This is a genomic window from Ruegeria sp. CDSC045, from assembly GCF_059610725.1.
Genome location: NZ_JBXWOE010000012.1, coordinates 1 through 25,520 on the forward strand (window position 1 = coordinate 1; position 25,520 = coordinate 25,520).

At 58.3% G+C, this 25,520-nt stretch carries 26 protein-coding genes; 5 read left to right on the forward strand and 21 right to left on the reverse strand.

Translation table 11 applies throughout. From position 1 onward, the window contains the following. Positions 1 to 231 precede the first annotated feature (231 nt). The 14 genes from AC2FH6_RS17910 to ruvC all read right to left on the reverse strand — a co-directional run bounded on the left by AC2FH6_RS17910 (position 232) and on the right by ruvC (position 12,547). Complete coding sequence (locus AC2FH6_RS17910; RefSeq protein WP_496701055.1) at positions 232 to 807, reverse strand: MOSC domain-containing protein; 576 nt, start codon at positions 805 to 807, stop codon at positions 232 to 234. 101 nt (positions 808 to 908) lie between these two features. Further along, on the reverse strand, positions 909 to 2,825 hold the full coding sequence (gene ftsH / locus AC2FH6_RS17915; protein WP_142640196.1) for an ATP-dependent zinc metalloprotease FtsH: 1,917 nt from the start codon (positions 2,823 to 2,825) through the stop codon (positions 909 to 911). Between the two features lie 76 nt (positions 2,826 to 2,901). Continuing rightward, the gene (tilS, locus tag AC2FH6_RS17920) at positions 2,902 to 4,134 is read right to left on the reverse strand and encodes a tRNA lysidine(34) synthetase TilS (RefSeq protein ID WP_496703803.1); all 1,233 of its coding nucleotides are present in this window, start codon (positions 4,132 to 4,134) and stop codon (positions 2,902 to 2,904) included. A gap of 17 nt (positions 4,135 to 4,151) precedes the next feature. After that, positions 4,152 to 4,976 (reverse strand): tol-pal system protein YbgF, encoded by an 825-nt coding sequence (gene ybgF / locus AC2FH6_RS17925; RefSeq protein ID WP_496703804.1) that lies wholly within the window; start codon positions 4,974 to 4,976, stop codon positions 4,152 to 4,154. Between the two features lie 4 nt (positions 4,977 to 4,980). Continuing rightward, positions 4,981 to 5,490 (reverse strand): peptidoglycan-associated lipoprotein Pal, encoded by a 510-nt coding sequence (pal, locus tag AC2FH6_RS17930; protein ID WP_281973807.1) that lies wholly within the window; start codon positions 5,488 to 5,490, stop codon positions 4,981 to 4,983. Positions 5,491 to 5,578: 88 nt separating this feature from the next. Next, positions 5,579 to 6,898, reverse strand: coding sequence for a Tol-Pal system beta propeller repeat protein TolB (gene tolB, locus AC2FH6_RS17935; RefSeq protein WP_496679242.1), 1,320 nt, complete (start codon positions 6,896 to 6,898; stop codon positions 5,579 to 5,581). Beyond that, positions 6,895 to 7,998, reverse strand: coding sequence for a cell envelope integrity protein TolA (tolA, locus tag AC2FH6_RS17940; protein ID WP_496703805.1), 1,104 nt, complete (start codon positions 7,996 to 7,998; stop codon positions 6,895 to 6,897). The genes tolB and tolA overlap by 4 nt, the downstream gene beginning before the upstream one ends. A gap of 9 nt (positions 7,999 to 8,007) precedes the next feature. Then, the gene (gene tolR / locus AC2FH6_RS17945) at positions 8,008 to 8,484 is read right to left on the reverse strand and encodes a protein TolR (RefSeq protein WP_142640204.1); all 477 of its coding nucleotides are present in this window, start codon (positions 8,482 to 8,484) and stop codon (positions 8,008 to 8,010) included. Between the two features lies 1 nt (position 8,485). Beyond that, a complete protein-coding gene (gene tolQ, locus AC2FH6_RS17950) occupies positions 8,486 to 9,181 on the reverse strand; it encodes a protein TolQ (protein WP_142640185.1) in 696 nt (231 codons plus the stop codon). A 105-nt stretch (positions 9,182 to 9,286) separates the two neighbouring features. Beyond that, positions 9,287 to 9,670: a tol-pal system-associated acyl-CoA thioesterase gene (gene ybgC / locus AC2FH6_RS17955; protein WP_281996066.1), complete on the reverse strand. Its 384-nt coding sequence runs from the start codon at positions 9,668 to 9,670 to the stop codon at positions 9,287 to 9,289. Further along, complete coding sequence (locus tag AC2FH6_RS17960; protein WP_496703806.1) at positions 9,667 to 10,290, reverse strand: hypothetical protein; 624 nt, start codon at positions 10,288 to 10,290, stop codon at positions 9,667 to 9,669. The genes ybgC and AC2FH6_RS17960 overlap by 4 nt, the downstream gene beginning before the upstream one ends. Positions 10,291 to 10,351: 61 nt before the next feature. After that, on the reverse strand, positions 10,352 to 11,371 hold the full coding sequence (ruvB, locus tag AC2FH6_RS17965) for a Holliday junction branch migration DNA helicase RuvB (RefSeq protein ID WP_142640179.1): 1,020 nt from the start codon (positions 11,369 to 11,371) through the stop codon (positions 10,352 to 10,354). 4 nt (positions 11,372 to 11,375) lie between these two features. Further along, on the reverse strand, positions 11,376 to 12,053 hold the full coding sequence (gene ruvA, locus AC2FH6_RS17970) for a Holliday junction branch migration protein RuvA (protein ID WP_271952277.1): 678 nt from the start codon (positions 12,051 to 12,053) through the stop codon (positions 11,376 to 11,378). After that, entirely contained in the window at positions 12,050 to 12,547 is a 498-nt protein-coding gene (ruvC, locus tag AC2FH6_RS17975; RefSeq protein WP_142640175.1) for a crossover junction endodeoxyribonuclease RuvC, read from the reverse strand. The genes ruvA and ruvC overlap by 4 nt, the downstream gene beginning before the upstream one ends. Positions 12,548 to 12,880: 333 nt before the next feature. On the opposite strand from ruvC, the gene AC2FH6_RS17980 reads away from it, so the two are divergent. Continuing rightward, positions 12,881 to 13,093 carry a DUF1127 domain-containing protein gene (locus AC2FH6_RS17980; protein ID WP_142640173.1) on the forward strand — a complete coding sequence of 71 codons (213 nt, stop codon included), beginning with the start codon at positions 12,881 to 12,883 and terminating at the stop codon, positions 13,091 to 13,093. A gap of 102 nt (positions 13,094 to 13,195) precedes the next feature. On the opposite strand, the gene AC2FH6_RS17985 is transcribed toward AC2FH6_RS17980, so the two are convergent. The 4 genes from AC2FH6_RS17985 to AC2FH6_RS18000 form a co-directional block, all read right to left on the reverse strand. After that, entirely contained in the window at positions 13,196 to 13,540 is a 345-nt protein-coding gene (locus AC2FH6_RS17985) for a hypothetical protein (RefSeq protein WP_142640171.1), read from the reverse strand. 107 nt (positions 13,541 to 13,647) lie between these two features. Further along, complete coding sequence (locus tag AC2FH6_RS17990) at positions 13,648 to 14,520, reverse strand: 50S ribosomal protein L11 methyltransferase (protein WP_496703807.1); 873 nt, start codon at positions 14,518 to 14,520, stop codon at positions 13,648 to 13,650. 66 nt (positions 14,521 to 14,586) lie between these two features. Next, positions 14,587 to 15,819 (reverse strand): MFS transporter, encoded by a 1,233-nt coding sequence (locus tag AC2FH6_RS17995; RefSeq protein ID WP_271952281.1) that lies wholly within the window; start codon positions 15,817 to 15,819, stop codon positions 14,587 to 14,589. Positions 15,820 to 15,899: 80 nt separating this feature from the next. Continuing rightward, a complete protein-coding gene (locus tag AC2FH6_RS18000) occupies positions 15,900 to 18,095 on the reverse strand; it encodes a primosomal protein N' (RefSeq protein ID WP_496703808.1) in 2,196 nt (731 codons plus the stop codon). An 88-nt stretch (positions 18,096 to 18,183) separates the two neighbouring features. Here AC2FH6_RS18000 and fsa point away from each other — a divergent pair, with 88 nt between their 5' ends. The 4 genes from fsa to AC2FH6_RS18020 all read left to right on the forward strand — a co-directional run bounded on the left by fsa (position 18,184) and on the right by AC2FH6_RS18020 (position 21,422). After that, on the forward strand, positions 18,184 to 18,837 hold the full coding sequence (fsa, locus tag AC2FH6_RS18005) for a fructose-6-phosphate aldolase (protein ID WP_142640163.1): 654 nt from the start codon (positions 18,184 to 18,186) through the stop codon (positions 18,835 to 18,837). Between the two features lie 197 nt (positions 18,838 to 19,034). Then, complete coding sequence (locus AC2FH6_RS18010; RefSeq protein ID WP_496692329.1) at positions 19,035 to 19,742, forward strand: DUF484 family protein; 708 nt, start codon at positions 19,035 to 19,037, stop codon at positions 19,740 to 19,742. Then, entirely contained in the window at positions 19,739 to 20,659 is a 921-nt protein-coding gene (locus tag AC2FH6_RS18015) for a tyrosine recombinase XerC (RefSeq protein WP_496703809.1), read from the forward strand. The genes AC2FH6_RS18010 and AC2FH6_RS18015 overlap by 4 nt, the downstream gene beginning before the upstream one ends. A 67-nt stretch (positions 20,660 to 20,726) precedes the next feature. Beyond that, the gene (locus tag AC2FH6_RS18020) at positions 20,727 to 21,422 is read left to right on the forward strand and encodes a CDP-alcohol phosphatidyltransferase family protein (protein ID WP_271952286.1); all 696 of its coding nucleotides are present in this window, start codon (positions 20,727 to 20,729) and stop codon (positions 21,420 to 21,422) included. A gap of 2 nt (positions 21,423 to 21,424) precedes the next feature. Here the strand turns inward: AC2FH6_RS18020 and AC2FH6_RS18025 are convergent, their stop codons facing one another. The 3 genes from AC2FH6_RS18025 to ileS form a co-directional block, all read right to left on the reverse strand. Further along, positions 21,425 to 21,892 carry a hypothetical protein gene (locus AC2FH6_RS18025; protein WP_496703810.1) on the reverse strand — a complete coding sequence of 156 codons (468 nt, stop codon included), beginning with the start codon at positions 21,890 to 21,892 and terminating at the stop codon, positions 21,425 to 21,427. A gap of 76 nt (positions 21,893 to 21,968) precedes the next feature. Then, positions 21,969 to 22,424 carry a methylated-DNA--[protein]-cysteine S-methyltransferase gene (locus AC2FH6_RS18030; RefSeq protein ID WP_496692328.1) on the reverse strand — a complete coding sequence of 152 codons (456 nt, stop codon included), beginning with the start codon at positions 22,422 to 22,424 and terminating at the stop codon, positions 21,969 to 21,971. 132 nt (positions 22,425 to 22,556) lie between these two features. Further along, positions 22,557 to 25,469, reverse strand: coding sequence for an isoleucine--tRNA ligase (gene ileS / locus AC2FH6_RS18035; RefSeq protein WP_496703811.1), 2,913 nt, complete (start codon positions 25,467 to 25,469; stop codon positions 22,557 to 22,559). Positions 25,470 to 25,520: the final 51 nt, after the last annotated feature.

A 25,520-nucleotide genomic window follows, 5' to 3' on the forward strand; every position in this document is an offset into this window, starting at 1 on the left:
CCAATCTCCTGAATCGGCTTCTTCTTCGCCTCACGCGCAATTTCGATGTCAGATTTATAGCTCATTGGGTTTCGGTCCCTGATTGAATTCCGTGCAAACCCGACGCAGAACGCCGGCGCTGCTCACTCCATACCGTTGTGTACCAAATTGGTGGCTATGGATTCCGACATAATTGCGCCTTGAAACGTCGTAGCGTCACATCGGCGCCTTCCGATCGGAAATTGCGGTCCCTTATGGTGTCCAGGCTCTCTGATCGGGGACAAACAGTGTAAGCTCATCGGCTAGCTTCAGCTCTCCGGGTCTTTCGACCCAAGCCGTGACTCCCCGCCGTCCTTGCGCTGCAGGCTTGAAGGCCGCACCATATCCGGGCAAGTCAGCCTCGATCTCGCGCCCTGGCAGGATACAGGGCCGGTTTTCCATGTCGATCGTCAGCGTCAGGCCATTTTCCACCTGCAAACGAGACGAGGGCGGAATATGGGTGAAATCCGGAATGCCGCGCAAGACAATGCTGACACCCAGATGGGACGGGTCCAGCTTACCCAAGCCCATTTCCTGCGCGATGGCATCAAGTTCTTCTGCGGACAGGATCGATAACTGTCGCACATTGCGAATTTCGGTGCCCACCGGGTACAGGTTTTTGACCCGCACGCAAGAGGTACGATTCACGCCTTCGTGACGCGCGCCTTGATCACCCGAGAAACCCAAATCCAGACTGTCCACGGAATTGGCCCGGAGAGTTTTACCTGCTGGTACGTGGCCCAACCAAACAACTTCGCCCGTGAATTCGGTTTCGCGCAATACCGGCATATTTATCCCTTTTTCAGAACTGACATCTGATGCGGAATAAAGGGCAAACCTTCGCGATTGAAAAGAAAAAAGACCCGGGACAGGCCCGGGTCTTTGAAAGTTTAAGCCGTTGGTTCCGGCTCCATCCCGCCATCGGGCGGAGTTTTCTTAACCTTGGTTTTCGGAATGGCTGTCACGCTGGGGGCGCTGCCCTCATCAGGTTTGTCGCCCTCGTCATCGCTTTCGCTGGGCGGCTCGCCATTCATGACGCGTTTGATCTCGTCACCGGTCAGGGTTTCATATTCCAGCAGCCCCTGGGCCAGACGTTCCCATTGCTCGTTCTGTTCTGACAGGATCTGATGCGCACGCTCATATCCTTGCTGGATCAGGCGCTTGACCTCTTCCTCGATCAGTTCCTTGGTATGGGCCGAGACCGAGAACCCGGCAGTGTTGCCCGAATAGCCATCATGCGCTTCGGCATAGTCGATATTGCCGACCTTGTCCGACATGCCCCAGCGCATCACCATCGCCCGCGACAGTTGGCTGGCCTGCATGATATCGCCCGCCGGACCGTTCGAGACATGGTCCTCGCCATATTTGATCACCTCAGCCGCCTTACCGGCCATGGTCATGGCCAGCTTTTGCTCACACTCATCGCGGTGATAGTTCAGGCGGTCCATTTCTGGCAGTGACACCACCATGCCCAGCGCACCACCACGCGGAATGATCGTTGCCTTATAGACCGGATCACACAACGGCAGCGTCATACCAACTACGGCATGCCCTGATTCGTGATAGGCAGTCTTTTCCTTCTGGTCCTGGGTCAGCACCATCGAGCGGCGCTCGGCACCCATCATCACCTTGTCCTTGGCATTCTCGAAATCTTCCATGGTAACAAAGCGGCGACCGACGCGGGCGGCCATCAGCGCGGCCTCATTCACGAGGTTGGCCAGATCAGCACCCGAGAAGCCCGGAGTCCCGCGCGCGATGATGCGCAGATCGACATCAGGTCCGAGGGGCGTCTTGCGTGCGTGAACGCCCAAGATCTTCTCGCGGCCTTTGATGTCGGGGTTGCCGACAGTCACGTTGCGGTCGAAACGGCCCGGACGCAGCAGCGCAGGGTCCAAAACGTCCTTACGGTTGGTGGCCGCCAGGATAATCACGCCCTCATTGGCCTCGAACCCGTCCATCTCGACGAGCAACTGGTTGAGCGTTTGTTCACGTTCGTCATTACCCCCGCCATAACCGGCACCACGATGGCGGCCAACGGCGTCAATCTCGTCAATAAAGACGATACAGGGAGCGTTTTTCTTGGCCTGTTCGAACATGTCGCGGACACGGGATGCACCGACACCGACGAACATCTCAACAAAGTCTGAACCCGAAATGGTGAAGAAGGGCACACCCGCCTCACCCGCAATGGCGCGGGCCAGCAGCGTTTTACCTGTCCCCGGAGGGCCCACCAACAAAGCGCCTTTTGGGATCTTGCCACCCAGACGACTGAATTTCTGCGGATTGCGCAGGAATTCTACGATCTCTTCCAGTTCTTCCTTGGCCTCGTCGATGCCAGCGACATCATCAAAGGTTACACGGCCATGCTTTTCGGTCAGCATCTTGGCCTTGGACTTGCCAAAGCCCATCGCGCCACCTTTGCCGCCACCCTGCATCCGGTTCATGAAGTAGACCCAGACACCGATCAGCAGCAGGAAAGGAAGAAGAGTGACCAGGAAAGACTGAATGCCCGATTGCTGTTGTTTCACAGCCTGAACCGGGATGCTTTCATCGATCAGCAGTTTGGTCACCTCGGCATCGCCGGGCTTGATCGTGACATAGCTTGCGCCGCTTTGCGTGGTATAGCGAATTTGCTCGCCATCCAATGTCACGTTTTTGACTTCGCCGCCTTCAACAGCGGTCACGAAATCAGAATAGGTTCTTTCATTGCTCTGAAGCGTTCCACCTGGTCCGCTGAACAGATTGAACAGTGCAAGGATCAGCAAAAACAGAACGACCCAAAAGGCGATGTTACGAGCGTTGCCCAAGAAAAATCTCCCAAAAGATTTCGGCAGATGGGGATCTGCCGGGTTGCTCTTTAAAATAGAGATGATTCAAGCAGGTTCAATGCGATAAAACCGAAGAGTGAAACTCGGGCTCTTCTGGCGTCAGTTCTGCAAGCCAACCATTTGAGAAACCCACCATAGGTGCAGATACCAAGACCTCTCCACTCCAGACGGACGGAGACGCCAGAAGCGCGGCGCGCGGTTTTCCAAGTGCACGCCAATCTGGCACGGCCTGCAAACCAGCCGCACCTAACGGGTGAACCTGCGCGTCGGGAATCGCCGGGCCAGACAGGATCCACCGTCCATCCCAAATCTGACCGGGTGCGCCGGTTTCGCTCTCAACGGCATTTAGCTCTCTGCAAATCCACATTTTATCGGCTTTTGGGATCAAGAGGCATCCACCAATCGTTGCCGCCTCACCCTGATCAATCGCCAGCAGCGCCCGGTCTGTTGCAGCCTGACGCGGTGGATATCCGCGGCCCGCAATCCAGCGGACACAACCTGTAAGAAGACGACGTCGGATTTCCGCAGGCAGAGTGGAAAATTGCGCGCGATCGACACAGATATCGCCGCCATCGACATTCAGGACCTGACGGGCGGATTCCTGCGTAATCTGCTCTAATGCTTCACGGGCTTGAGCAAGGTTTTCAGCAACGCGGGACAGAGAATGCGCCGAAATCCCAATTTCGGACAAGCCGGTCAACGCGTCGCGCGCCTTGATACGATCAAACCGCCGGTCGTGATTCGATGGATCCTCTATCCAATCTGCCCCAATCTCGGCAAGATAATCGCGCAGTTGTTGCCGGGTAATCCCCAACATCGGTCGCAGCAGCATGATCCCTTGATAGCTCCGCATTGCGGGCATGCCGGACAATCCCGTCACACCAGCAGCGCGCGCCAATCGCATCAGCATGGTTTCGGCTTGATCATCGGCGGTGTGTCCCAGGGCAATCGCGCCGATCTGCTTGTCACGCGCCCAGTCTGACAGCAACTGGTACCGGGCCTGCCGCGCCCTATCCTGCAGGTTACCTGTCTGGTCCCACCCCTGCCAGTGCAACGTCTCATGTGGAAGGCCCAGACCCTGGGCAAGCTGCGCCACCCAATTTGCCTCCGCAACCGCTTCGGGGCGCAGATTGTGGTTCACCGTGGCGACAAACAGCTCAACCTGTTCCTCTTGGGCGATGTGCTTCAACAAACTCAGCAAAGCAACCGAGTCACCGCCACCGGATACCGCAACGCCTAGACGGCGCGGAAGGTTTTCCGGCAATCGCGCGCGGAGTTCGGATTTCAAGAGTGTGCCTTGTGTGGTCAAGTACAACCTAGTGACGTCATTTCCTGCGTAGCGCTGGAGACCAATGCCGAAGCCGGGAACCGGACGCTGACCTCGCTCAGTGTTACACACGCCTGTTCGGTCTGTCCCAGACGACCCAGCGCAGCACCCAGTTCGAACAAAGCCTCAGGCGCATAGGCGCCTTCGGAATCACCCGTGAAGCTGGCCAGAAAAGCCCTTGCAGCTTCGCGGGTGTCGCCAATGCCTTCCAACGCCTGCCCGCGCTTTAGGTGTGCTTCGGGCGCAAGCGGGCTTCCGGGATATGATGTATCGAATACTGCGAACTGATCCGCGGCGGCCTGGAAGTTTCCATCGGCCAGCGCCTGAGCAGCAGCATTGAAATCCGCTTGCTCGCCTACTGCCAACTCACCCAGGTCGGAATCGGTTGGCGCTTTCGGAGCAGCAGGGGCTGCGGATGTGATGTCCGTTTCTCCGCCCAGAGTTGTTGTATCACCGAGCGTACTCAGGTCGCCGCCTTCCAGTTCGACCAATCGAAACTCAAGATCACCGATCCTGTTGGTGCCGTCGGTAACAATATTCTGTACACGCTGGTTCAACTGCTCGGTCTGGCGCGTCAGGCGCTGCAATTCGGCCTCTATGGCATCAACGCGTTCAAGTATCGAACTGCCGGACAGGTTCGGGGCCGGAGAGCCGGTTGTTGAAAACTCACGCTTGAGCCGCTGAATTTCCACATGCAGCACCGTCAGTTCCTGCCGGATATCCGCCAAGGTTTGCTGATCCTGTGCTTGTGCCAAACCGGCGGTCGCCAAAACTGCGGCCAGAACCCATCCTGCTAGTTTCATCGTCTTATCCCAACGTTGATCCGGTCAGCACCGTCACTGCACGACGGTTTTTCGAATAGCAGTCCTCGGTGCTGCAAATCTCGATCGGACGCTCTTTGCCAAAGCTGACAGTTGTCAGCCGGTTGCCTGCTACTCCGCGGGAAATCAGGAACTCGCGGGCGGCATTTGCCCGGCGCGCACCCAGTGCGAGGTTATACTCACGCGTGCCCTGCTCATCCGCATGGCCTTCGATCGTTGCCACAAAGTCGGGGTTGGCCATCAGCCAGTCGGCCTGCCCCTGCAGCACTGACTGCGCCTGCGGAGTAAGCGTCGACTGATCGACCGAAAACAGAACCCGGTCACCAACAGTTTGCTGGAAATATGCAGGCGAGCGCGGATCACTTGGAGAGCCCGCGGCCAGCCCGCCATTTGCGCCATTGCCAAAGCCGCCGCCCAGCGCAGACGGATCGTTATTGGTGCAGGCCGCCAACGCGCCAAACACACCTAGTGCTAGGATTTTGCCCAATACGTTCATCTCAGGTGCCTCGTTGTTTTTTCTCTTTATTGCCGTCTCTGTAGCATAGTGCAGGTTCCTTGTGAACTTTTCCTGCCAGCAGCCGTGATCAATTCTGCAGTGGGCCCCATGACGGATCGCTGCCCCCATCCGGGGTGCGGATCGGGCGCAGGTTGCGTCCCGAGATATCAACCGAATACAGCGTCGCCCGGCCACTTGCGCCCTGGGTTTCTCGGGTGAACATGATCACGCGACCATTAGGGGACCATGTCGGTCCTTCGTCCAGAAACGACGAGGTCAGCAAACGCTCTTCGCTGCCATCTGTTCGCATGACACCGATATGAAATCGGCCTTTGTTCTGCTTGGTAAACGCAACCAGATCGCCACGGGGGGACCAGACCGGCGTTCCATAACGGCCCTGACCAAAGCTGATCCGCGTCGCCTCGCCCCCGTTTGCGGGCATGATGTAAAGCTGTGGCGTGCCCGAACGGTCGCTTTCAAACACGATCTGGGAACCGTCCGGCGAATAGCTGGGGGCGGTTTCAATCGCGGGCGTATTGGTCAGCCGCACGCTTTGCCCGGAAGCCAGATCCATTTTCCACAGGTCCGTATTGCCGCCCTGAATAAGCGAATAGACGATCGACCGTCCATCCGGCGAAAACCGGGGCGAAAAGCTCATCGTGCCGCCCTGAGTGTTCAACTCAGTGCGCCTGACCCGTTCAATATCCAGAACATAGATGCGCGGCTGACCGGATTCGTAGCTGGTATAGAGCAATTGATCACCGGCAGGTGAAAAGCGTGGTGCCAGAACAATGGCGGCGCTGTCGGTCAGGTACTGCACATTCGCACCATCATAATCCATGATCGCCAGCCGTTTCAGGCGCTGGTTTTTGGGGCCGCTTTCCGAGACAAAGGCAACGCGACTGTCGAAATAGGCGCCCTCGCCCGTTACACGGCTATAGACTTGATCCGCCACTTTATGGGCCATGCGCCGCCACCCTTCAGTCGTCCCGGCAAACTGCAGACCGTTGCCCAGTTCCTGCCCCGAAAACACATCCCAGACCCTGAACCGCACCGTCAGGCGATTGCCCGACACATTCACAGCACCTGTCACCAAAGCCTCGGCATTGATGGCTTTCCAATCCGCGAACCGAACGGGATCTTCAAAGCTGGCCACTTGGCTGATGAAAGCATCAGACAGAATTTCGCGGAACAGCCCTGTTCCGGTTAGATCGGCGGCCACAACCCGCGAGATATCCTGGGCATATTGCGCAGCTGCTGTGCTGTCCGGCACAAAATTCGGAACCGAAAAGGGCAAGGGTTCGATAATCCCCTGATCCAATTCCAAGCGAAGCGGTCCACTTTGGGCGTGAACAGGTGCCGACACCAGTGTCAGGCCAAGCAACAGGCTGGTCAGAAATCTCATCATTTGATCCGCATCCTCTCGGGATTGAATGTAATCTCAATATCCTGCCAATGCTCGTATTTATCGGTTGGCAGGTCATAACCTTTGGCTCCACAGCGCAAAATGGCACGTCGAGCGGCCTCATAGGCTTGTCTGGCTGCGCCGTCGGAACCGCCTGAGCTGTCGATCATGCGCAAGCTGCCGCCAACCACCTTGCCATCAGGGGTCAACGAAAATCCGACAACAACAACTGTCTGCAGAGCATCCGTGGACAAGGACCCGACGTTCCAGCATTGGGAAACGGCCAATCGCATCGCGTCCTTTTCGCCGCTGGTCAAGGGCGGACCAGAGGGTTCACTCCCTTGTCCCAACGCCTCGGCCAGCGCATCGTTGATGGCTGTTTCCGTCTGCGCGGGCTCTGTGGGTTCGGGCTCGGGCGTCTCCGCCACTTCGGGCTCGACCGGTGGCGTCGGGCGGTTGGGACGGATCCGCGGGCGCGGCGATGTTCGGGGAGCGTTTTCTTTGGGCTCTTCCGCTTCGGTCACAATCTCGTCAGCCTTTTCCTCGGGGGCGGTCTGATCCTGCTGTTCCTGCGGGTTCTCGGCTCCCTCGTCCAAAGATACGGCCGGGGTTTCGATTTCATCAGGCGCGGCCTCGGGCGGAGGCGGCGCAACCGGCACCGGCGCAACATTCTCGGCCGGGCTGGGCTGTGCTTCTGGCCCAGAAGGCACCGTAAGGTCGACGATCTCGGGGGCGGGAGTGTCCAACACCGGTGGCTGTTCAATCACCACCGGCTCTGGCGGCGGCTCAACCGGTTCAGGCTCAGGATCCGGGTCCGGGTCGGATTCAGCAGGTTCCGCCTCTTGCAACGAAGGCTGCTCTTCCACTACCGGTTCCGACGCTGGATCCTCTTCTGTTGAGGCCTCAGGCGGCTGCAGCGCTGTTGGCGTCGGCACTTCGGGCGCATCCCGCTGAGCGGTCATTGCCGCAAATTGCTCAGCCGAAATGACCGAGACATCCTGCACAGCCATAGGTAATGGTTCGGACCGGAAGGTGCCGCCGAAAAATGCCCAACCAATCAGACTGACATGGGCAATCGCCGAGATCTTGGTGCCGGTATCCACCGTGCGGCCTCACTCTCCACCGTCGTCCAGTGTCGGGCCGCCCGTATCGGTCACCAGCCCCACATTGGAGAACCCACCCGCATTAAGCGCGCCCATTACCTGCATCACCTGCGCATAAGGGATCGCACCATCCGCGCGCAAAAACACTCGGTCGCTACTGCGTTCTGCTGCGATGGCGCGCAGTTTGCCAATCAGCTCTTCGCGCAGAATATCCGTGGTTTGGATTTGCACCCTGCCATCCGCGGTCAGCGTGACGGTCAAAGGTTCCTCGTTATCGCCGGGCAGCGCACTGGCCGCCGTTTTAGGCAGATCAACCGGGACACCAACAGTCAGCAAGGGCGCAGCCACCATGAAGATGATAAGCAGCACCAGCATAACGTCCACAAAGGGTGTGACGTTGATCTCAGCCATCGGCTGCGCGCGACCGCGACGCCGACCCCGCCGGCGTCCATTCCCGCCCGAGGATTGCTGAACCGCAGCCCCCATCTCAGCTGTCCAGTTGGCGCGACAGAATGGTGGCGAACTCATCGGCAAAGGCTTCATAGCCTCCAACGATCCGGTCACTATCTGCGCTGAGTTTGTTATAGAAAATCACCGCAGGAATCGCGGCCAACAGGCCCAGGCCGGTGGCCAGCAACGCCTCGGCAATACCGGGGGCGACAACAGCCAGGTTGGTGTTCTGCTGCTCGGCAATCTCGATGAACGCATTCATGATACCCCAAACCGTTCCGAACAGACCAATGAAGGGTGCAGTTGAGCCGACCGTGGCCAGAATGGGCAGGCCCTTTTGCAGCGCCTCGGCCTCTTTCGCGATGGCCACATCCATCGACCGATCAATGCGTGCGGTGGCACCAGCTATCAGACCGCCATCAGTGCGGTGCGAGCGGCGCCATTCGATCATGCCCGAGGCAAATATCTTCTCCGAACTGCCATCGGGTTGGGTACCGATCTGCTCGAACAGTTCATCCAGGGGGTTCCCGGACCAGAAAGCCTCATCAAAAACCTGAGCTTCACGCCTTGCAGCACGGTAATTGATCAGTTTCTGGATGATGATCCCCCAGGACCAGACTGATGCGCCAATCAGCATCAGCATTACCAGTTTAACGATAAAAGTCGCGCGGGCAAAAAGCCCCCACATGGAGAAATCGATCTCCTGCGCCAGCGCCAGCGTTTCAGCTTCCATGAACCTGCTCTTTGTTTTGCCTGACAGCCTTACGGCCTTGTTTTGTCAAACGCTAACGCAGATGGGGGCGAATTGCCAACAGAACCACCCGGGCCCTGCAAATTGTTACAACAATGCGCGAATCTCTGCCGGAAGGCGTACGGGCTTGCCCTGCGCATTCATACAGACGGCGGTAACGATGGCGCGAAAAATCTCCTCTTCGCCCCGTTTGACCACTTGCGCCATGATCAGACGGACACCGGACAGAGATTTGATTTCGGTCTCGATCTCCAGATTGTCGTCAAATTTGGCCGGGGCCAGGTATTCCGCCTCGATCCGGCGCACGACCCAAACGATACCTGCGTCACGCATGGCATTCTGGTCATTGCCCAGGCGCCGCACATAGTCCGACCGGGCGCGTTCGATGTATTTCAAATAGTTAGCGTGATAGACCACGCCGCCCATATCGGTGTCTTCGTAATATACTTTAGCGGAATAGACGTGCTTCATTGCGGTTGATCCAATCTGGCAAACAATCTCAGCGCATGAGAGGCATCTTGCGCCGCGCCCGGCAGGACAGGATCGTATGCCGCCCGGATCAACCCGGCAATGTCTGGTCGCAATATCGTCGCGTCACCCGCCACTGCCAAAGGCGACTGGTTGCGAAAAGCGGTATCGGACCAGAGCAGCACCGTTTGCACCACCTGGCTGAGCGCAAGCGTTTCAGCGGGGACTTGCGACAATTCATTGTCCATCCGCAAAAACACAAAGGCCGCACGAATGGCGCCGTCTTCTTCAAAACGGAATATCCGGTACTGGTTGGCATCGGCCGCGATCAACCGATCAACCAACGGCCCCAGATCAGGGACCAAACGGTCCAGATCGGGCACTTCTGTCAGTTCTTTCCAGTCGCGGAAGAAAAAGACCATGCAGTTGGCGCCAAGCTCGGGGTCGGTTTCTGCCATCTGATGCCCTGCCAGTGTTACCACTGCCTCGAACGCGCCTTTAACCGTGGCCAAACTTTCATCTTCGACCCCAAAGACGATCGGCACGATGGGGCGGCCCCAGCGCGCAAACAGGAACTCTCCGCTTTCGCGAGTGAACAAGGCTTGAATGTCTTCGGGTGTCACGCGCAATCCTCGGCAATCGGACATTGTTTGGCGGAACCCTTAAAAGCTCGCACGCGCGGCTTCAACCAAACAGATCATTTTGCCCCTTGGGTGCGGCCATGCCCAGATGCGTCCACGCCTTCTGCGCCAGCATCCGGCCACGCGGTGTGCGTTGGATCAGGCCTTGCTGCAAGAGGAAGGGTTCGATCACCTCCTCCAGCGAGTCCCGGCTTTCCGACAGAGCTGCCGACAAGGTTTCGATACCTACCGGCCCGCCCGCGTAATTCTCGGCGATCAGCTTCAGATACCGGCGGTCCGCGCCGTCCAGCCCCAGATGATCGACCCCCAGCCGCGTCAACGCCCCATCAGCCAAATCGCGGGTGATCCGTCCATCGCCTTCGACGATTGCGAAATCCACCACCCGCCGCAGCAGGCGCCCGGCGATCCGAGGTGTTCCGCGTGACCGGCGCGCGATCTCTCGGGCACCACTGTCATCAGCCGGTGCTCCAAGCTTGCGCGCGTTGCGGGTGACAATCTCGTGCAATTCATCAACGGTATAGAACTGCAGGCGTGTCGGGATGCCAAAGCGGTCGCGCAGCGGCGTGGTCAGCAGCCCCATCCGGGTTGTGGCCCCGACCAGAGTAAACGGCTGCAACTCGATCCTCACCGTGCGCGCGGCCGGGCCTTCACCAATCACCAGATCCAGCTCGAAATCCTCCATCGCCGGGTACAGGACCTCTTCGACCGCTGGATTCAATCGATGGATTTCGTCAATGAACAGCACATCGCGCGCTTCCAGATTGGTCAGGATCGCCGCCAGATCGCCCGCCTTTGCCAGAACCGGGCCAGATGTCATCCGAAAATTCACGCCCAACTCACGCGCGATGATCTGCGCCAGCGTGGTCTTGCCCAGACCGGGAGGGCCATGGAACAGCGTATGATCCATTGCCTCACCCCTTTGGCGAGCGGATTGGATAAAGATACGCAGATTGGCGCGCGCCTCGGCTTGACCGATGAATTCGTCCAGTCCCTGCGGGCGCAAGGCGCGGTCATTGTCTTCCGGCAACGGCTCGGGGCGCAGGGTGGGATCGGCATCTACCATTCAATCACCCTTTCGGAGCCAATAGTTTCAACGCAGCGCGGATCAGGTCCGCCTCACCCGCTTCGGGCAAGCTTGCCGCGGCTTCGGCCACGGCTGACGCGGCCTCGGACGGGCCGTAGCCCAGATTGGAGAGTGCCGACAATGCCCCGGCAGATGCTGCTGCATTACCTGATGCGCTTATGGTGGGCCGCTTTGGCACAGGTGTCGGTTCAGTCAGTTCCACCACATCCAGCGCGGGGCCATCCATTGCCTCGGTCACCGTGCCGCCCATGGCCATAACGCCGGGCGCCTTGTCTTTGAGGTCCAGCACGATCCGCTGCGCGGTTTTTGGGCCCACGCCCTTGGCTGCCTTGACCGCCCCCCAATCGCCCAGAGCAATCGCCCGGCTAACACCATCGGGGCCCAAGGCGCTGAGGATTGCTAGCGAAACCTTGGCCCCGACCCCTTGCACCGAGCACAGCAGGCGATGCCACTCCTTCTCGACCAGCGAAAGGAACCCGTAAAGCTGCATCAAATCCTCGCGCACCACCATGTCGGTGTAGATCGAGATCGCCTCACCCACGCCCGGCAGCGCAGCCATCGTACGGTCCGAGCAATAGACCAGATAGCCGACCCCACGCACGTCGATCAGCACGTGATCCGCCGCGCGGTAATCCAACCGGCCTGTCAGCTTGCCAATCATGCCCGCACCTGTTTCATCCGCGACTGTGGCGTTGCCCCATAAAAGGAATGACAGATCGCTATCGCCAGCGCATCCGCGGCATCCGCGCCCTTGGGCTGACAGCCCGGCAGTTGCAACTTGACCATATGAAGAACCTGTTCCTTTTCGGCATGGCCCACGCCCACAACCGTTTTCTTGACTCGATTGGGCGCATATTCCCCCACCGGCAACCCGGCCTGCGCCAGCGTCAACAGTGCCACACCTCGTGCCTGACCCAGCTTAAGCGTACCGGCTCCGTCCTTGTTCACAAAGGTCTGTTCGATGGCGGCCTGATCGGGCTGATGCTCGGCAATCACTTCGACGATCTGATTATGGAGCGATAGCAACCGCTCTCCCAGATCATCCCCGTCCGATTTACATAACCCATTGGCAACATGACTGAGACGGCTGCCATGTGATTCGATGACGCCCCATCCCAGGGTCCGTAGCCCCGGATCAATGCCCAGAATTCGCATATATAGCCTCGGCCTGCTCGGGTTTGTGTGTTCTTTTTTACCGACTAGCACGAAACAAGAACATTTTCCAAGCGAATTGACTGATGGTCAGATTGCGACACGGTCGTCCTGTCTCCGACAGAATGAGCTGATTGCGACTGAAAAATGTCGGGTTCCGACCAGCTTGATGAAGGCAAAATTGCCAATAAATTAAGGCGTTTCCATGTTTTTCGAGCATTGCAAAAAACGCATAGGACACATGCAATTTCTATGCTTGTGCAGTCAGAAAACCATCCCTAAATGCCCGTCAGATCGCAAGATCAGAGTTTAACACAAACCGGAAGGAAACAGGATATGGCTGCACTGGACACAACCCGCACCACCACTGGCTCATTTGGCCTCGTCGGCCGTATCGGCGCGACTTTCGCAATGGTCGTAAACGCCGTTGTCGAATGGAATGATGCCCGCGTTACACGCAACGCGCTGAGCGGTCTGTCGGACCGCGAGCTGGAAGATATCGGCCTGTGCCGTGGCGACATTGAAATCGTCGTGGAAGGCCGCCGCTAAGGCAAAGCAAACTTACCGTTGATTTTCCCCTTCTCCCTCGGGGCAAAGAAGAACGCCGCGTATCCCCGGATACGCGGCGTTTCTATTCAAAACGGAAGAAACTTAGCGGAGAACTTTGCTGAGTTGAGACGAGAGGGCCTGTGATACCGGGTCGATCTGCATGATCCATGCCCCCGCCTTCTCCACTTCGGTCCCTTGCGCAAGGCTATCGACACGATACTGGTAGGCCGACGACCCCAAGCTGGTCAGCAAAAGCGTTTTGAATGCGAACAGCCCAGCCAAGCAGATCAGCAGAGCCTTTGCAGGCACCGCGGACTGAACCCGCTGTGGTTTCATTACAACCAAGCCATCTTTGCGCATAGTCGCACGATAACCACGGGTCATCTTCGAATGTTTCTTGTTCAGCCGATGAACGCGCTGATCAAATTCAATTTGTTTTCCAGTCATGGCAGCCTCCAAATCAACCGCCCCCCAATTCCACGTCATTGACGGTAAAAACAGATTGCGACAAAAAAGAGGCGAAACTCCACAAAACTCCTGCAAATGGCCCGATTTTAGCCCTGTTTGGTTAAGACTAGCGACGTCCATTCACCAATTTGGTCATTTCTAGAGGCATTGAAACCATTTTGGAGATAAACGGAAACAACATCCTCGGCTTGCTCGTTAAGGATTCCCGATAGAATCGCCTTACCCCCAACCCGCAGATTCGCTGAAATTTCGGGCGCCAGGGCCACCAATGGGCCCTTGAGGATGTTGGCGAATACCAGGTCATAGGGCGCAAGAGATTTCAGCTCCGGATGATCGAACCCCGCAGCCTCGACACATTGAACCTTCCCTGACATGCCGTTTGCCTTCAGGTTGGCTTCAGCAACTTCGACAGCAACCTGATCAATATCGCTGGCGATGATGTCCCCCTCCCAAACACGAGCGGCGGCCATCGCAAGAACGGCGGTGCCGCAACCGATATCTGCAACTTTTGTCGCGGTAAAACCCTGATCGAGCAGAAAATCCAGAGCCTTGAGACACCCAAGGGTGGTGCCGTGATGCCCGGTACCGAAAGCCATTGCAGCCTCGATCAACAAAGGGATACGGCCTTCGGGCAGCTTGTCGGCATCGTGACAGCCAAAGACGAAAAAGCGGCCAGCCTCGACAGGCGCCAATTCACGGCGGACATGGGCGACCCAATCTGTCTCGGGCAGTTCCGAGATCACAAAGGGTTTGGATCCGAACGCAGCCGCCAGAACCGCCAGTGCCGTTTCATCCGGCGCTTCGGTGAAGTAACCGCCAATCTCCCACAGGCCCGAGCCATCTTCGACTTCGAATACGCCCACGCCCGTGGGTTCGGGATCAAGACGCTCCATGGCTTCGCCCAAACCATCGGCTGATTTTTTGCCGGTCAGGGTGGTAAGCGCGGTGAAAGTGGGCATGGGGGCCTCCTGTGTCAGCTGACACAGCGCCTAGGGTGCGGGCCCGCGAAGGTCAAGCATTGGCAGCTATTCCGCCGGAGCGGGTGCGTATTTCGACAGTATCGTCTCATTCCCAAGCTCTGGGTGGCGCGGGATCAGCAGCGACAGCGATAACGAAATCAACGCCATCGCTGCAGCCACTGCAAAGACCGCTCCGGGCGAGTACACCCAGAGCAGGCCCAGAAGCGCTGGTAGGAATACCGCGGCGATATGGTTGATCGTAAAGGCAACCGCTGCGGTTGGCGCAATATCTGCCGGATCGGCAATTTTCTGGAAATAGGTTTTAAGCGCCAGAGCCAGAGCGAAAAGCACATGGTCAATCACATAGAGAGTAGCGGCCAGAACAACGCCCCAACCGAACCAATAAATGCCGCCATAGGCTGCAAATACAACGGCCAGGCCTGCATATTCGAAAATCAAAGTGCGACGTTCACCGAATACGGACACAGCTTTGCCCAGCATCGGCGCAACCGAAATGTTGATAACCAGGTTGATCAAGAAAAGGCCGGTGAGTTCGTGGACCTCAAACCCGAATTTCTCGACCATCATGAAACCGGCGAAAACGACAAAGATCTGACGACGCGCGCCCGCCATGAACTGAAGCGCATAGTACAGCCAGTATCGGCGGCGCAGCACAATTTTTTTGGTTTGCGGAGTCGGCGCGTCGAACTGCGGATAGGCGACCAGACAGAACAACGCCAGCAAAGCCGTCAGCCCGCCCGCAGCCATGAATACAGTGTTATAGGACAGATCGAACCGATCCCACGTCAGGACAATCAACCCATAGATAACCAATGTCGAAGCTGATCCCATGGCGACCATCCAGCCCAGAAATTGCGGCGCTCGGTCCTTGGGCAACCACTGCAGCTGAAGGGATTGGTTCACGGTTTCATAATAGTGGAACCCGATCGAGCTCAGCAGTGTGACGAACAACAAGCCGCCAAGGCTTGGGAACCACGCTGTCACCGCAGTCGCAACACCCAGCATGATCAGCGAGATCATCGCCAGCACCTGCTCCCGAACAAACAAGATCACGGCAATTACGCCTACAGCCAGAAAGCCTGGGATCTCGCGCACGGTATGCAGCAGGCCGATGTCGGCACCGTCGAAATTCGCCACTTCAATAACGAAATTGTTCAACAACGCGCTCCATGCGTTGAAAGCAATGGGCATGGTCAGTGCCATCACGAATAAAAGCGTGATGGGACGGCGCCAGAACGGAAGGCTTTGCGCCTCGGAAAGTGGCATGGGTTTCAGCATGAGAGTCCCTCTACGCCCATTTTCAGGTTTTGGCGAGTGGGAAGAAGGGCACGCACATTAGCTCTGCATGAATGCAGAGGTCAGTAGAAATTTTGCGGGTCAATATCAACGGTCAGCCTGATGTCACCCTTCAGCCGCAGCGGTGCTATCCAACGGGCGATGGCATCCTGAATTGGTGCCCCTTTGGGGGCTTTGACCAGCAGCCGCACCCTGTGTCGCCCGCGGATACGCGCAATGGGCGCAGGCGCTGGACCAAAGACCTGGGCACCGATCTGCCGCAACGGGGCGTCGTTGCGGGCCATGGCGTTGCCGATGTCAAAAACGGGACCGACCTCGGGGCCAGACAGAACGATACCGGCCATGCGTCCATAGGGGGGAACACCGGCGGCCAGCCGCCCGGCGGCCTCGGCTTTCCAGAATCCTTCTTCATCGCCCGAAAGGATGGCGCGAATGACGGGATGTTCCGGTTGAAAGGTCTGCAACAGCGCCTGTCCGGGCTTATCCGCGCGCCCGGCGCGGCCAGCCACCTGCCGCATCAGCTGGAATGTGCGTTCGGCGGCGCGCAGGTCCGCCCCATGCAGGCTGAGATCGGCGTCAATGACACCCACCAATGTCAGTTTCGGAAAATTGTGCCCCTTGGCCACCAGCTGCGTACCAATGACGATATCGGCGTCACCGGCAGCAATCTCTTCGATCTTTGCTTTCAATGCGCGCGCCGATCCAAACAGATCGGATGACAGCATGGCAATATTTGCCTCGGGAAATGTTGCCTCAGCCTCTTCAGCCAGCCGTTCGATCCCCGGCCCGACCGGGGCCAGCTTGCCCTCGACCTGACAGGAGGGGCAGACCTCGGGCATGGGTTTGGTCTCACCGCATTGGTGGCACATCAGACGCTTGAGAAACCGGTGTTCAACCATGCGCGCATCGCAGTGATCACAGGCAATCTGCTCGCCACAAGCCCGGCACAGGGTGACCGGCGCATATCCCCGGCGGTTAATAAACAGAAGGGATTGTTCACCCCGCTCGATCCGCTGATGGACGGCCTGCCGCAGCGATGGAGAAATCCACGTCCCCGGCTGCATCTTCTCGGCCCGCATGTCGATGGGCTTCATCTCGGGCAACACCGCATCGCCAAAGCGCGAAGTCAAATCGAGCCGCTCATACTTGCCTGCTTCGGCATTGGCCCAGCTTTCCAGTGACGGCGTCGCACTTGCCAGAATAACGCGCGCGCCGCAAATGGCGGACCGCAGCACAGCCATGTCACGGGCGCTGTAATGCACACCATCTTCCTGTTTGTACGAAGTGTCATGTTCTTCATCGACCACGACCAACCCAAGATTGCGAAACGGCAGAAACAGGGCCGAGCGCGCGCCGACAACAAGCTGTGCATCGCCCTGCCCCACCATGCGCCAGACTCGTCGGCGTTCGGTCATCGTCGCGCCCGAATGCCACTCTGCCGGGCGCGCGCCGAAACGTGCCTCAACGCGCGTCAGGAATTCGGCGGTCAGGGCAATCTCGGGCAGCAGAACCAGCGCCTGCCGCCCCTGGCGCAACGCTTCGGCGACGGCCTCAAGATAAACCTCGGTCTTGCCCGACCCGGTGACGCCTTTCAGCAAGGTCGTGCCATAATCACCCGTTCGCAGACCAGATTGCAGGGTTTCCACTGCTGAGGCCTGATCATCGGTCAACGCCTTGCCCGGCAGATCCGGATCCAGATGTGGATAGGGCAGATCGCGCGGGCTGTCTTCTTCGCGAACCGCACCGAGTTTGACCAACCCCTTCACGACTGAAGAGGTCACACCCGCCTGTTCGGCCAGTTCCTTCAGCGTAAAGGCCAACCCGCCGTAGTCGCGCAGCAACTCCAACACACGGGTCCGCGCGTCGGTCACCCTGTCAGGGTCCCTGTCGCCAAGCCGATAGACCTTGCGCATCGAAGGCGGATCGCCCAATCCGGGTGCGCGCGTAGCCAATCGCAACATCGCAGGCATCGGAGTCAGCGTGTAATCGGCGACGCGCCCCAGAAACAGGCGCATCTCTTCGCGCATCGGCGCGACCTCCAGAACCCGGATCACCGAGCGGGCCTTGGCAAGGTCAAAGCCACCCTGCCCCGGCCCCCAGACCACGCCCAAGACCTTGCGCGGGCCCAGCGGCACCTCGACAAAAGCTCCCAGAAAGCACCCGCCCTCGGGCGCCTTATAGTCAAGCGTCCGGTCCAGCGGTTGAGCGGTCAGCACCGCCACCAGCTCACCTTGGTCGAAAAACTCCTGAGTGCTCAATGCATATCCTTGGCAAGGGGTTCCAGCATGGGTCTCTTTGAGGTAAAGCCATCCGCGACCAAGGCCAACCCATCAAAGGACTGCCCGCATGAAATTCTTCGTAGACACAGCCGAGATCGACGCAATCGCCGAACTGAACGATCTGGGCATGGTGGACGGTGTCACCACCAACCCTTCGCTGATCCTGAAATCGGGCCGCGACATTCTGGAAGTGACCAAGGAAATCTGTGATCTGGTTGACGGACCGGTCTCGGCCGAGGTCGTGGCAACCGAAGCCGACGACATGATCGCCGAAGGTCGCAAGCTGGCCAAGATCGCCCCGAATATCGCTGTCAAAGTGCCGCTGACATGGGCGGGCCTGAAAACCTGCAAAACGCTTAGTGACGAAGGCCAGATGGTCAATGTGACCCTCTGCTTCTCGACCAATCAGGCGATTCTGGCCGCCAAAGCCGGCGCAACTTTCATCTCGCCCTTCATCGGACGTCTGGATGACATCAACCTAGATGGCATGGACCTGATCGCTGATATCCGTCAGGTCTATGACAATTACGGATATGAGACCGAAATCCTCGCCGCCTCGATCCGCACCGTGAACCACGTGACCGACAGCGCCCGCATCGGTGCCGACGTGATCACCGCACCACCCGCCGTGATCAAAAAGCTGGCCGATCATCCGCTGACCGATAAAGGCCTTGAAACTTTCCTGTCCGATTGGGCCAAAACGGGTCAGAAAATCCTCTGATTCTGCGCGAACCCGCGCGGCGCCCCTGGCGCCGCGCTCGGCCCAGCTGCATTGAATCTGATCTCGGATCAGATCCCTGCAGACGGGAGTTTTCCCGACCACATTCCCCGCGAAATTCAAATTGACGCTCATTTTTCCCGAGGCAGATCCGGCAAGCCGTGCTATAAGGCCGAAAAATAAAAAAGACCGGACAGGACATGAGCAGCAACACCATACTCAAGGACACCTTGCGCGAGGCGATTCTGGCCGAACCAGATGCCATTCTGGATGACAAGGACCTGATGCAGGCCCTCGTCACCGCAAATGAGCAGGCGCGCGGGAATAACGTCATCGACCTGCGCGGCATAGCCATGCAACGGCTCGAGGCCCGGCTGGACCGGCTGGAGGATACGCACCGCTCGGTCATTGCGGCAGCCTATGAAAATCTGGCCGGCACAAATCAGGTTCATCGGGCCATTCTTCGGCTACTTGAACCGGTCGGATTTGAGGAATTCTTGCATATACTTGGTGCAGATGTGGCTGACATACTGCGTGTCGACCGCATTACGCTGGTTCTTGAAACGACGGCAGTCCAGAAAGACCCGGCAATCTCAAGACTGGCAGGCGTGCTGGCCATCGTCGAACCCGGTTTCGTCGACAACTATCTGACCTTTGACCACAGCGGCCCAGCACGCGAGGTCGTCTTGCGTGAAATCATCCACCCCGCACACAGGATATTCGGCAGTGATGCGGATCACCTGCGCTCCGAAGCTTGTCTGAGGCTGGATTTGGGCGAAGGCCGCCTGCCTGGCATGATCATAATGAGCGCAAAAGACCCCAGGCACTTTACGCCAAAGCTGGGCACGGATCTTCTGACTTTCTTTGCTGGTGTCTTCGAACGGTCGATGCGCCATTGGCTGTCGTGAGCCTTATTTCTCCGGCTTGTCGTGACGCACTGCAAAACTGGCTTGATGGCCTGGGGGCCTTGTCAGGCCGGTCCGAAAACACGCTTACCGCCTATCGGGGGGATGTGTCCGAATTTCTGTCCTTCATGACACTGCACCATAGCGAAAGTCAGGGGATGGCGACGATTGCACGGATTACAATCTCGGACATGCGGGCATGGATGGCCGATCAGCGCGCATCCGGCGTTGGCTCACGCTCGCTTGCGCGCAAACTTTCCGCCGTAAAAACCTTCTACCGTTGGCTTTCGGAGCGTGAAGGGTTTGAGCCGACCGCAGTTCTGTCGACCCGCGCCCCCAAATTTACCCAAAAACTCCCTCGTCCCATGGCCGAGGATGCCGCACGTGCGATGATTGAAACGGTCGAGATGCAATCCGCCAGCGACTGGGTTTCTGCCCGCGACGTTGCGGTCGTTACTCTTTTATATGGCTGCGGTTTGCGTATTTCCGAGGCTCTCTCACTGACCGGAGCGGATACCCCTTTGCCCAACTCGCTGCGGATCACCGGCAAGGGAAACAAGGAAAGGGTCGTCCCGGTGCTGCCGGTCGCGCAAACAGCTGTAGATCAATATGTAAAGCTGTGCCCCCACCCCCAATCCAGGGAGAAGGCACTGTTTCGCGGGGTTCGCGGAGGCCCCCTGAACCCCCGAGCCATTCAAGGTGTGATGGCCAAAGCGCGCCAGCAGCTTGGGCTGCCCTCCACTGTAACACCCCATGCCATGCGCCACAGTTTCGCGACCCACCTGCTGTCTGCGGGCGGTGATCTACGCACCATTCAGGAATTGCTGGGCCACGCATCGCTGTCCACCACCCAAGCATATACTGCGGTCGACACGGCGCGCCTGATGGAAGTTTACAACCGCACACACCCAAAAGCCTAAGCAAACGCTATCCATATTGACCGGGCTTTTGGTTTGCATCTGGCCCGCGCATCATTCAAGAGACACCATGACACACAGATTCAAAGCTCTTTCCGTACATCTATTCACCGCGACCGGCGCCGTATTTGCAATGCTCGCCATGCTGGCCGCCGTCGAAGAGAAGTGGAGCCTGATGTATCTGTGGCTGGTCGTCTCGTTTATTGTGGACGGTATCGACGGCCCCTTGGCGCGGCACTATCACGTCAAAAAGAACGCCCCGGAATTTGACGGCGTGCTTCTGGATCTGATCATTGATTACCTGACCTATGTGTTCATCCCGGCCTTTGCCCTGTTCAAATCGGGCTTGATGGACGGCTGGACCGGCTGGTTCGCCATCATTGTCATCACCTTTGCCAGCGCTATGTATTTTGCCGACACTAGGATGAAGACGAAGGACAATTCCTTTTCCGGCTTTCCGGGCTGCTGGAACATGTTCGTCATTGTGATCTTCGCGCTCGAGCCCAATTTCTGGGTTATCCTGCTGCTGGTGACGCTGCTTTCGCTGGCGATGTTCCTGCCATTGAAGTTCATCCACCCAGTGCGCACTGAACGCTGGCGCAACGTTTCATTGCCGATGGCATTTGCCTGGACCTTCTTCGCCGGATGGGCTGCCTGGGTCGATTTCCACCCCGAAAGCTGGGCCCATTGGGGTCTGGTGATCACCAGCTTGTATCTGGTGTTCGCAGGAATTGCCCAGCAGGTGATCCCGCCGCGCAAAGCTTAAGGTCATAGGACCTCCTGCACCTCGAACTCGGTTCCGTTATGGGCGAACACATCACCCTGTTGCAGGCCTGCCATCGCCAGGTAAATCGGGCTTTGGGTTGAGATGCCCATATAGGTTTTGCCGTCCACTTCGAACCGCGTGGTCGAGACGCAGACCACAAAGCGCCGGTTGTTGAACTTGACCACCGCACCCGGTTGCACCCTGTCGGTCAGATCAAAACCCGTATTCTCGATCACATCGATCTTGGCATGATGAGCATGAACCGGCGCATCGAAGGCTGCTGCCAGATCGGCATTCTCACGCGAGGCCGCGATGTCATCCTTGTCATGCCCTTCCCGGTCATCAAGCTGCGAATCTTTCAGGAAAGCGTCGTAATGCGCCTGTGCGGTCGCAAGCTCTTGCTCTTCAAGCGACATAAGGCGGTCGATGATGGCCTTTTTACGAGCTGCCAGGTCTGGTTGATCGGTCATACCATGCGATCCTTTGAAATCTCTATTTGAAACAAATTGGGCATCAACCAGCGGGATTGCAACAGAATTCCGCTTTCTAGATCAGCAGACCGGCGGCGCGTTCATGGCGCAACAGCGCGACTTTGGTTTCAATCCCGCCATCACCTGAAAACCCGCCCAGCCCGTTTGCGGCCAGCACCCGGTGGCAGGGGATAATCACCGGAATGGGATTGGCGCCACAGGCCTGCCCCACCGGTTGCGGGGGCTGACCGAGTTCCTTCGCGAGATCACCATAAGTTCTGGTTTCGCCCAGCGGAATGGCAAACATCAGGTCGCAAACCTGACGCAGGAATTCCGACCCCTCGATACGGTAAGGCAGATCGAACCTGTCCAACCGCCCCTGATCATAGGCGCGCAGCTGCGCGGCGGCCTCCTGCAACAGGGGCGTGACTTCGCCCTGATTGCCGCCATTCCAGATCAGACGCGTCACCGCGCCATCTGTTCCTTCAACACCCAAAGTCCCGAAACGGGTCTCAACCGCAATCATTCCCATGCGAACAGGCTGACAGAAACCGCGCGCATCACAACCCGAATTCTGCGGATCCGGATCTTCATCTGGCCAAAAATACCTCGGAGCGCGAGGCAGAGCCTCGCAAAAGACTCCGCCTCAGCCGCAGAACACTGATTAGCTCAGCGCGTCGTTACAACGCCCGCACACGCCGTCATGCGCATGGCGCCCAACATCAGGCAGGATTTTCCAGCAGCGCTGACATTTCTCGCCCTCAGCCTTTTCGAACACCACGGCCACGCCCTCGATTTCCGGCAGGCGGAACGCCTCGGCCGGGGCCGGATCTCCGGTGACGGTCAAACCGGACGTGATGCACATGTCATCGACGTCAAACGTTGCCAGAAGATCGCGGGTTTCACCATCTTCGACATGCACGATCGGTGCGGCCTCAAGGCTGGAACCGATGACCTTATCCTGTCTCTGAACTTCGAGCGCGGCAGTCACAGCGCGGCGGACCCGGCGGATCTTGGCCATGCCAGCCTCAAGCTCGGTATTGCGCCAGTCGGCAGGCGTCTCAGGGAAGTCCACCAGATGGACCGAGCTGTCGTCATCCGGGAAACGCTCCAGCCAGACCTCTTCCATAGTGAAGACCAGAACTGGGGCCAGCCATGTGGTCAGACGGTGGAACAGTATATCCAGCACGGTGCGCGCGGCACGACGGCGCAGATTGTCGCCGTCGCAATACAGCGCATCCTTGCGGACGTCGAAATAGAAGGACGACAGATCAACGGTTGCAAAGGTGAACACCGCACTGAACACGCCCTGGAAGTCGAAAGACGCATATCCTTTTCGCACCTGTTCATCCAAATCAGCCAGACGGCTGAGCACCCAGCGTTCCAGGCGCGGCATATCCGCAGGGTCCACCCGGTCGGCCTCAGAAAAATCAGCCAGCGAGCCCAGCATGAACCGCATGGTGTTGCGCAACCGACGATAGCTGTCGGCGGTGCCCTTCAGGATTTCAGGTCCGATCCGCTGGTCAGCGGTGTAATCGGTCTGAGCCACCCACAGGCGCAGGATATCGGCACCGTATTGCTTGATGACCTCTTCGGGCACGATGGTGTTGCCCAGCGATTTGGACATCTTGTTGCCCTTGGCATCGAGCGTAAAGCCATGGGTCACCACGTTGCGATAGGGCGCGCGGCCCTTGGTGCCGCAGGCCTGCAGCATCGACGAATGGAACCACCCACGATGCTGGTCGGTGCCTTCCATATATACATCGGCGATGCCGTCCTCGGTGCCGTCCTCACGGTCGCGCAGCACAAAGGCATGGGTCGAGCCCGAATCGAACCAAACATCCAGAACGTCGAACACCTGATCCCAGTCATCCGGGTTATAGTCATTGCCCAGGAAGCGCTCTTTCGCGCCGTCAAGATACCAGCAATCAGCCCCGTCCTGTTCAAACGCTTCTTTGACGCGCGCATTCACGCCAGGGTCGCGCAGCAGAAAATCGGGATCGGTCGGCAAAGCGCCCTTCTTGGTAAAGCAGGTCAACGGTACGCCCCAGGCGCGCTGGCGCGACAGAACCCAGTCTGGCCGGGCCTCGATCATGGAATACAGGCGGTTGCGGCCGGTCTGCGGGGTCCATTTCACCAACTCGTCGATCGAACGCAGGGCGCGTTCGCGGATGCTATCGCCCATTTCGCCCATGCCGTCGTCCAGTTTGCGGTCGACCGAGGCAAACCATTGCGGCGTGTTGCGATAGATGATCGGAGCCTTCGAGCGCCAGGAATGCGGATAGCTGTGCTTGATCTTTCCGCGCGCCAGCAACCCGCCAACCTCAACCAGCTTATCGATCACGGACTTGTTGGCATCACCCTCACCGCCCTTGCGGGACAGGATGTATTTGCCGCCAAAGAACGGCAGATCAGCGCGGAACGAACCATCGTCCATCACGTTATAGGTGATGACCTGCTCCAGCATGCCAAGATCACGGTAGAGCTCAAATTCCTCCATCCCGTGCGACGGCGCGCAGTGAACAAACCCCGTTCCTTCGGTGTCGGTCACGAACTCAGCCGCGCGGAAGTCACGGATGTCGTCCCATTCGCCATTGCCGCCCTTGGCCCCGGCCAGCGGGTGGGCCAGTTGGACAGATGACAGCACATCGGCTGTGACATCACGGACGCGGGTCCACTGGTCGTCGTTCAAGCGGGCGCGGCCCAGCACGTCAGCGGCCAGATTGTCCGCCAGCAGAAACTTGTCGCCAACAGCAGCCCAGCATTCCTCTGGCGCATCAGTGACTTCGTACAGCCCGTAGGAGATGTCCTTGCCATAGACCACAGCCTTGTTCGACGGCATGGTCCAAGGTGTCGTCGTCCAGATCACAACAAACGCGTCATCCAGATCGCCCGCATTCACAACCTTGAACTTCACCCAGATGGTGAAGCTTTCCTTGTCGTGATACTCGACCTCGGCTTCGGCCAGCGCGGTTTTTTCAACCGGCGACCACATGACTGGCTTGGACCCCTGATAGAGCGTTCCGTTCATCAGGAACTTCATGAACTCATCCGCGATCACAGCCTCGGCGTGATAGTCCATGGTGATGTAGGGATCGGCCCAGTTGCCGGTGATGCCCAGACGCTTGAACTCTTCACGCTGGATGTCGATCCAGCCCTCGGCGAACTTGCGGCATTCCTGACGGAAGTCGACAACGTTCACCTCGTCCTTGTTCTTGCCCTTCTTGCGGTACTGTTCCTCGATCTTCCATTCGATCGGCAGACCGTGACAATCCCATCCTGGCACATAGCGCGCGTCGTGGCCCATCATCTGATGGCTGCGCACGATCATGTCTTTGATCGTCTTGTTCAGCGCGTGACCGATATGAAGGTGACCGTTCGCATACGGAGGGCCATCGTGCAGGGTAAAGGGCGTGCGGCCCTGTTTTTCACGCAGGCGGTCATAGACACCGATCTCTTCCCAACGTTCCAGCCATGCGGGTTCGCGTTTGGGCAGGCCTGCGCGCATGGGGAAATCGGTTTTCGGCAGGTTCAGCGTGTCTTTGTAATCAGGTGTTTGGGTCGTGTCGGCGCACATTGGGGGCGTCCTTTGGATGATCTGGTCGTATTGGGATCGAAGCGGTCGGTG

Coding starts and splice junctions, on each gene's coding strand:
- AC2FH6_RS17980 (WP_142640173.1), top strand. CDS start 12,881: ATGGCTGCACTGGACACAACCCGCACCACCACTGGCTCATTTGGCCTC.
- ileS (WP_496703811.1), bottom strand. CDS start 25,469: ATGTGCGCCGACACGACCCAAACACCTGATTACAAAGACACGCTGAAC.
- tolB (WP_496679242.1), bottom strand. CDS start 6,898: ATGATGAGATTTCTGACCAGCCTGTTGCTTGGCCTGACACTGGTGTCG.
- AC2FH6_RS18025 (WP_496703810.1), bottom strand. CDS start 21,892: ATGACCGATCAACCAGACCTGGCAGCTCGTAAAAAGGCCATCATCGAC.
- AC2FH6_RS18030 (WP_496692328.1), bottom strand. CDS start 22,424: ATGGGAATGATTGCGGTTGAGACCCGTTTCGGGACTTTGGGTGTTGAA.
- ruvA (WP_271952277.1), bottom strand. CDS start 12,053: ATGATTGGCAAGCTGACAGGCCGGTTGGATTACCGCGCGGCGGATCAC.
- tolQ (WP_142640185.1), bottom strand. CDS start 9,181: ATGGAAGCTGAAACGCTGGCGCTGGCGCAGGAGATCGATTTCTCCATG.
- ruvC (WP_142640175.1), bottom strand. CDS start 12,547: ATGCGAATTCTGGGCATTGATCCGGGGCTACGGACCCTGGGATGGGGC.
- AC2FH6_RS17995 (WP_271952281.1), bottom strand. CDS start 15,819: ATGCTGAAACCCATGCCACTTTCCGAGGCGCAAAGCCTTCCGTTCTGG.
- AC2FH6_RS17985 (WP_142640171.1), bottom strand. CDS start 13,540: ATGACTGGAAAACAAATTGAATTTGATCAGCGCGTTCATCGGCTGAAC.
- fsa (WP_142640163.1), top strand. CDS start 18,184: ATGAAATTCTTCGTAGACACAGCCGAGATCGACGCAATCGCCGAACTG.
- ruvB (WP_142640179.1), bottom strand. CDS start 11,371: ATGGTAGATGCCGATCCCACCCTGCGCCCCGAGCCGTTGCCGGAAGAC.
- ybgF (WP_496703804.1), bottom strand. CDS start 4,976: ATGAAACTAGCAGGATGGGTTCTGGCCGCAGTTTTGGCGACCGCCGGT.
- AC2FH6_RS18020 (WP_271952286.1), top strand. CDS start 20,727: ATGACACACAGATTCAAAGCTCTTTCCGTACATCTATTCACCGCGACC.
- AC2FH6_RS18010 (WP_496692329.1), top strand. CDS start 19,035: ATGAGCAGCAACACCATACTCAAGGACACCTTGCGCGAGGCGATTCTG.
- AC2FH6_RS17910 (WP_496701055.1), bottom strand. CDS start 807: ATGCCGGTATTGCGCGAAACCGAATTCACGGGCGAAGTTGTTTGGTTG.
- tolR (WP_142640204.1), bottom strand. CDS start 8,484: ATGGGGGCTGCGGTTCAGCAATCCTCGGGCGGGAATGGACGCCGGCGG.
- ybgC (WP_281996066.1), bottom strand. CDS start 9,670: ATGAAGCACGTCTATTCCGCTAAAGTATATTACGAAGACACCGATATG.
- pal (WP_281973807.1), bottom strand. CDS start 5,490: ATGAACGTATTGGGCAAAATCCTAGCACTAGGTGTGTTTGGCGCGTTG.
- AC2FH6_RS17990 (WP_496703807.1), bottom strand. CDS start 14,520: ATGCCCACTTTCACCGCGCTTACCACCCTGACCGGCAAAAAATCAGCC.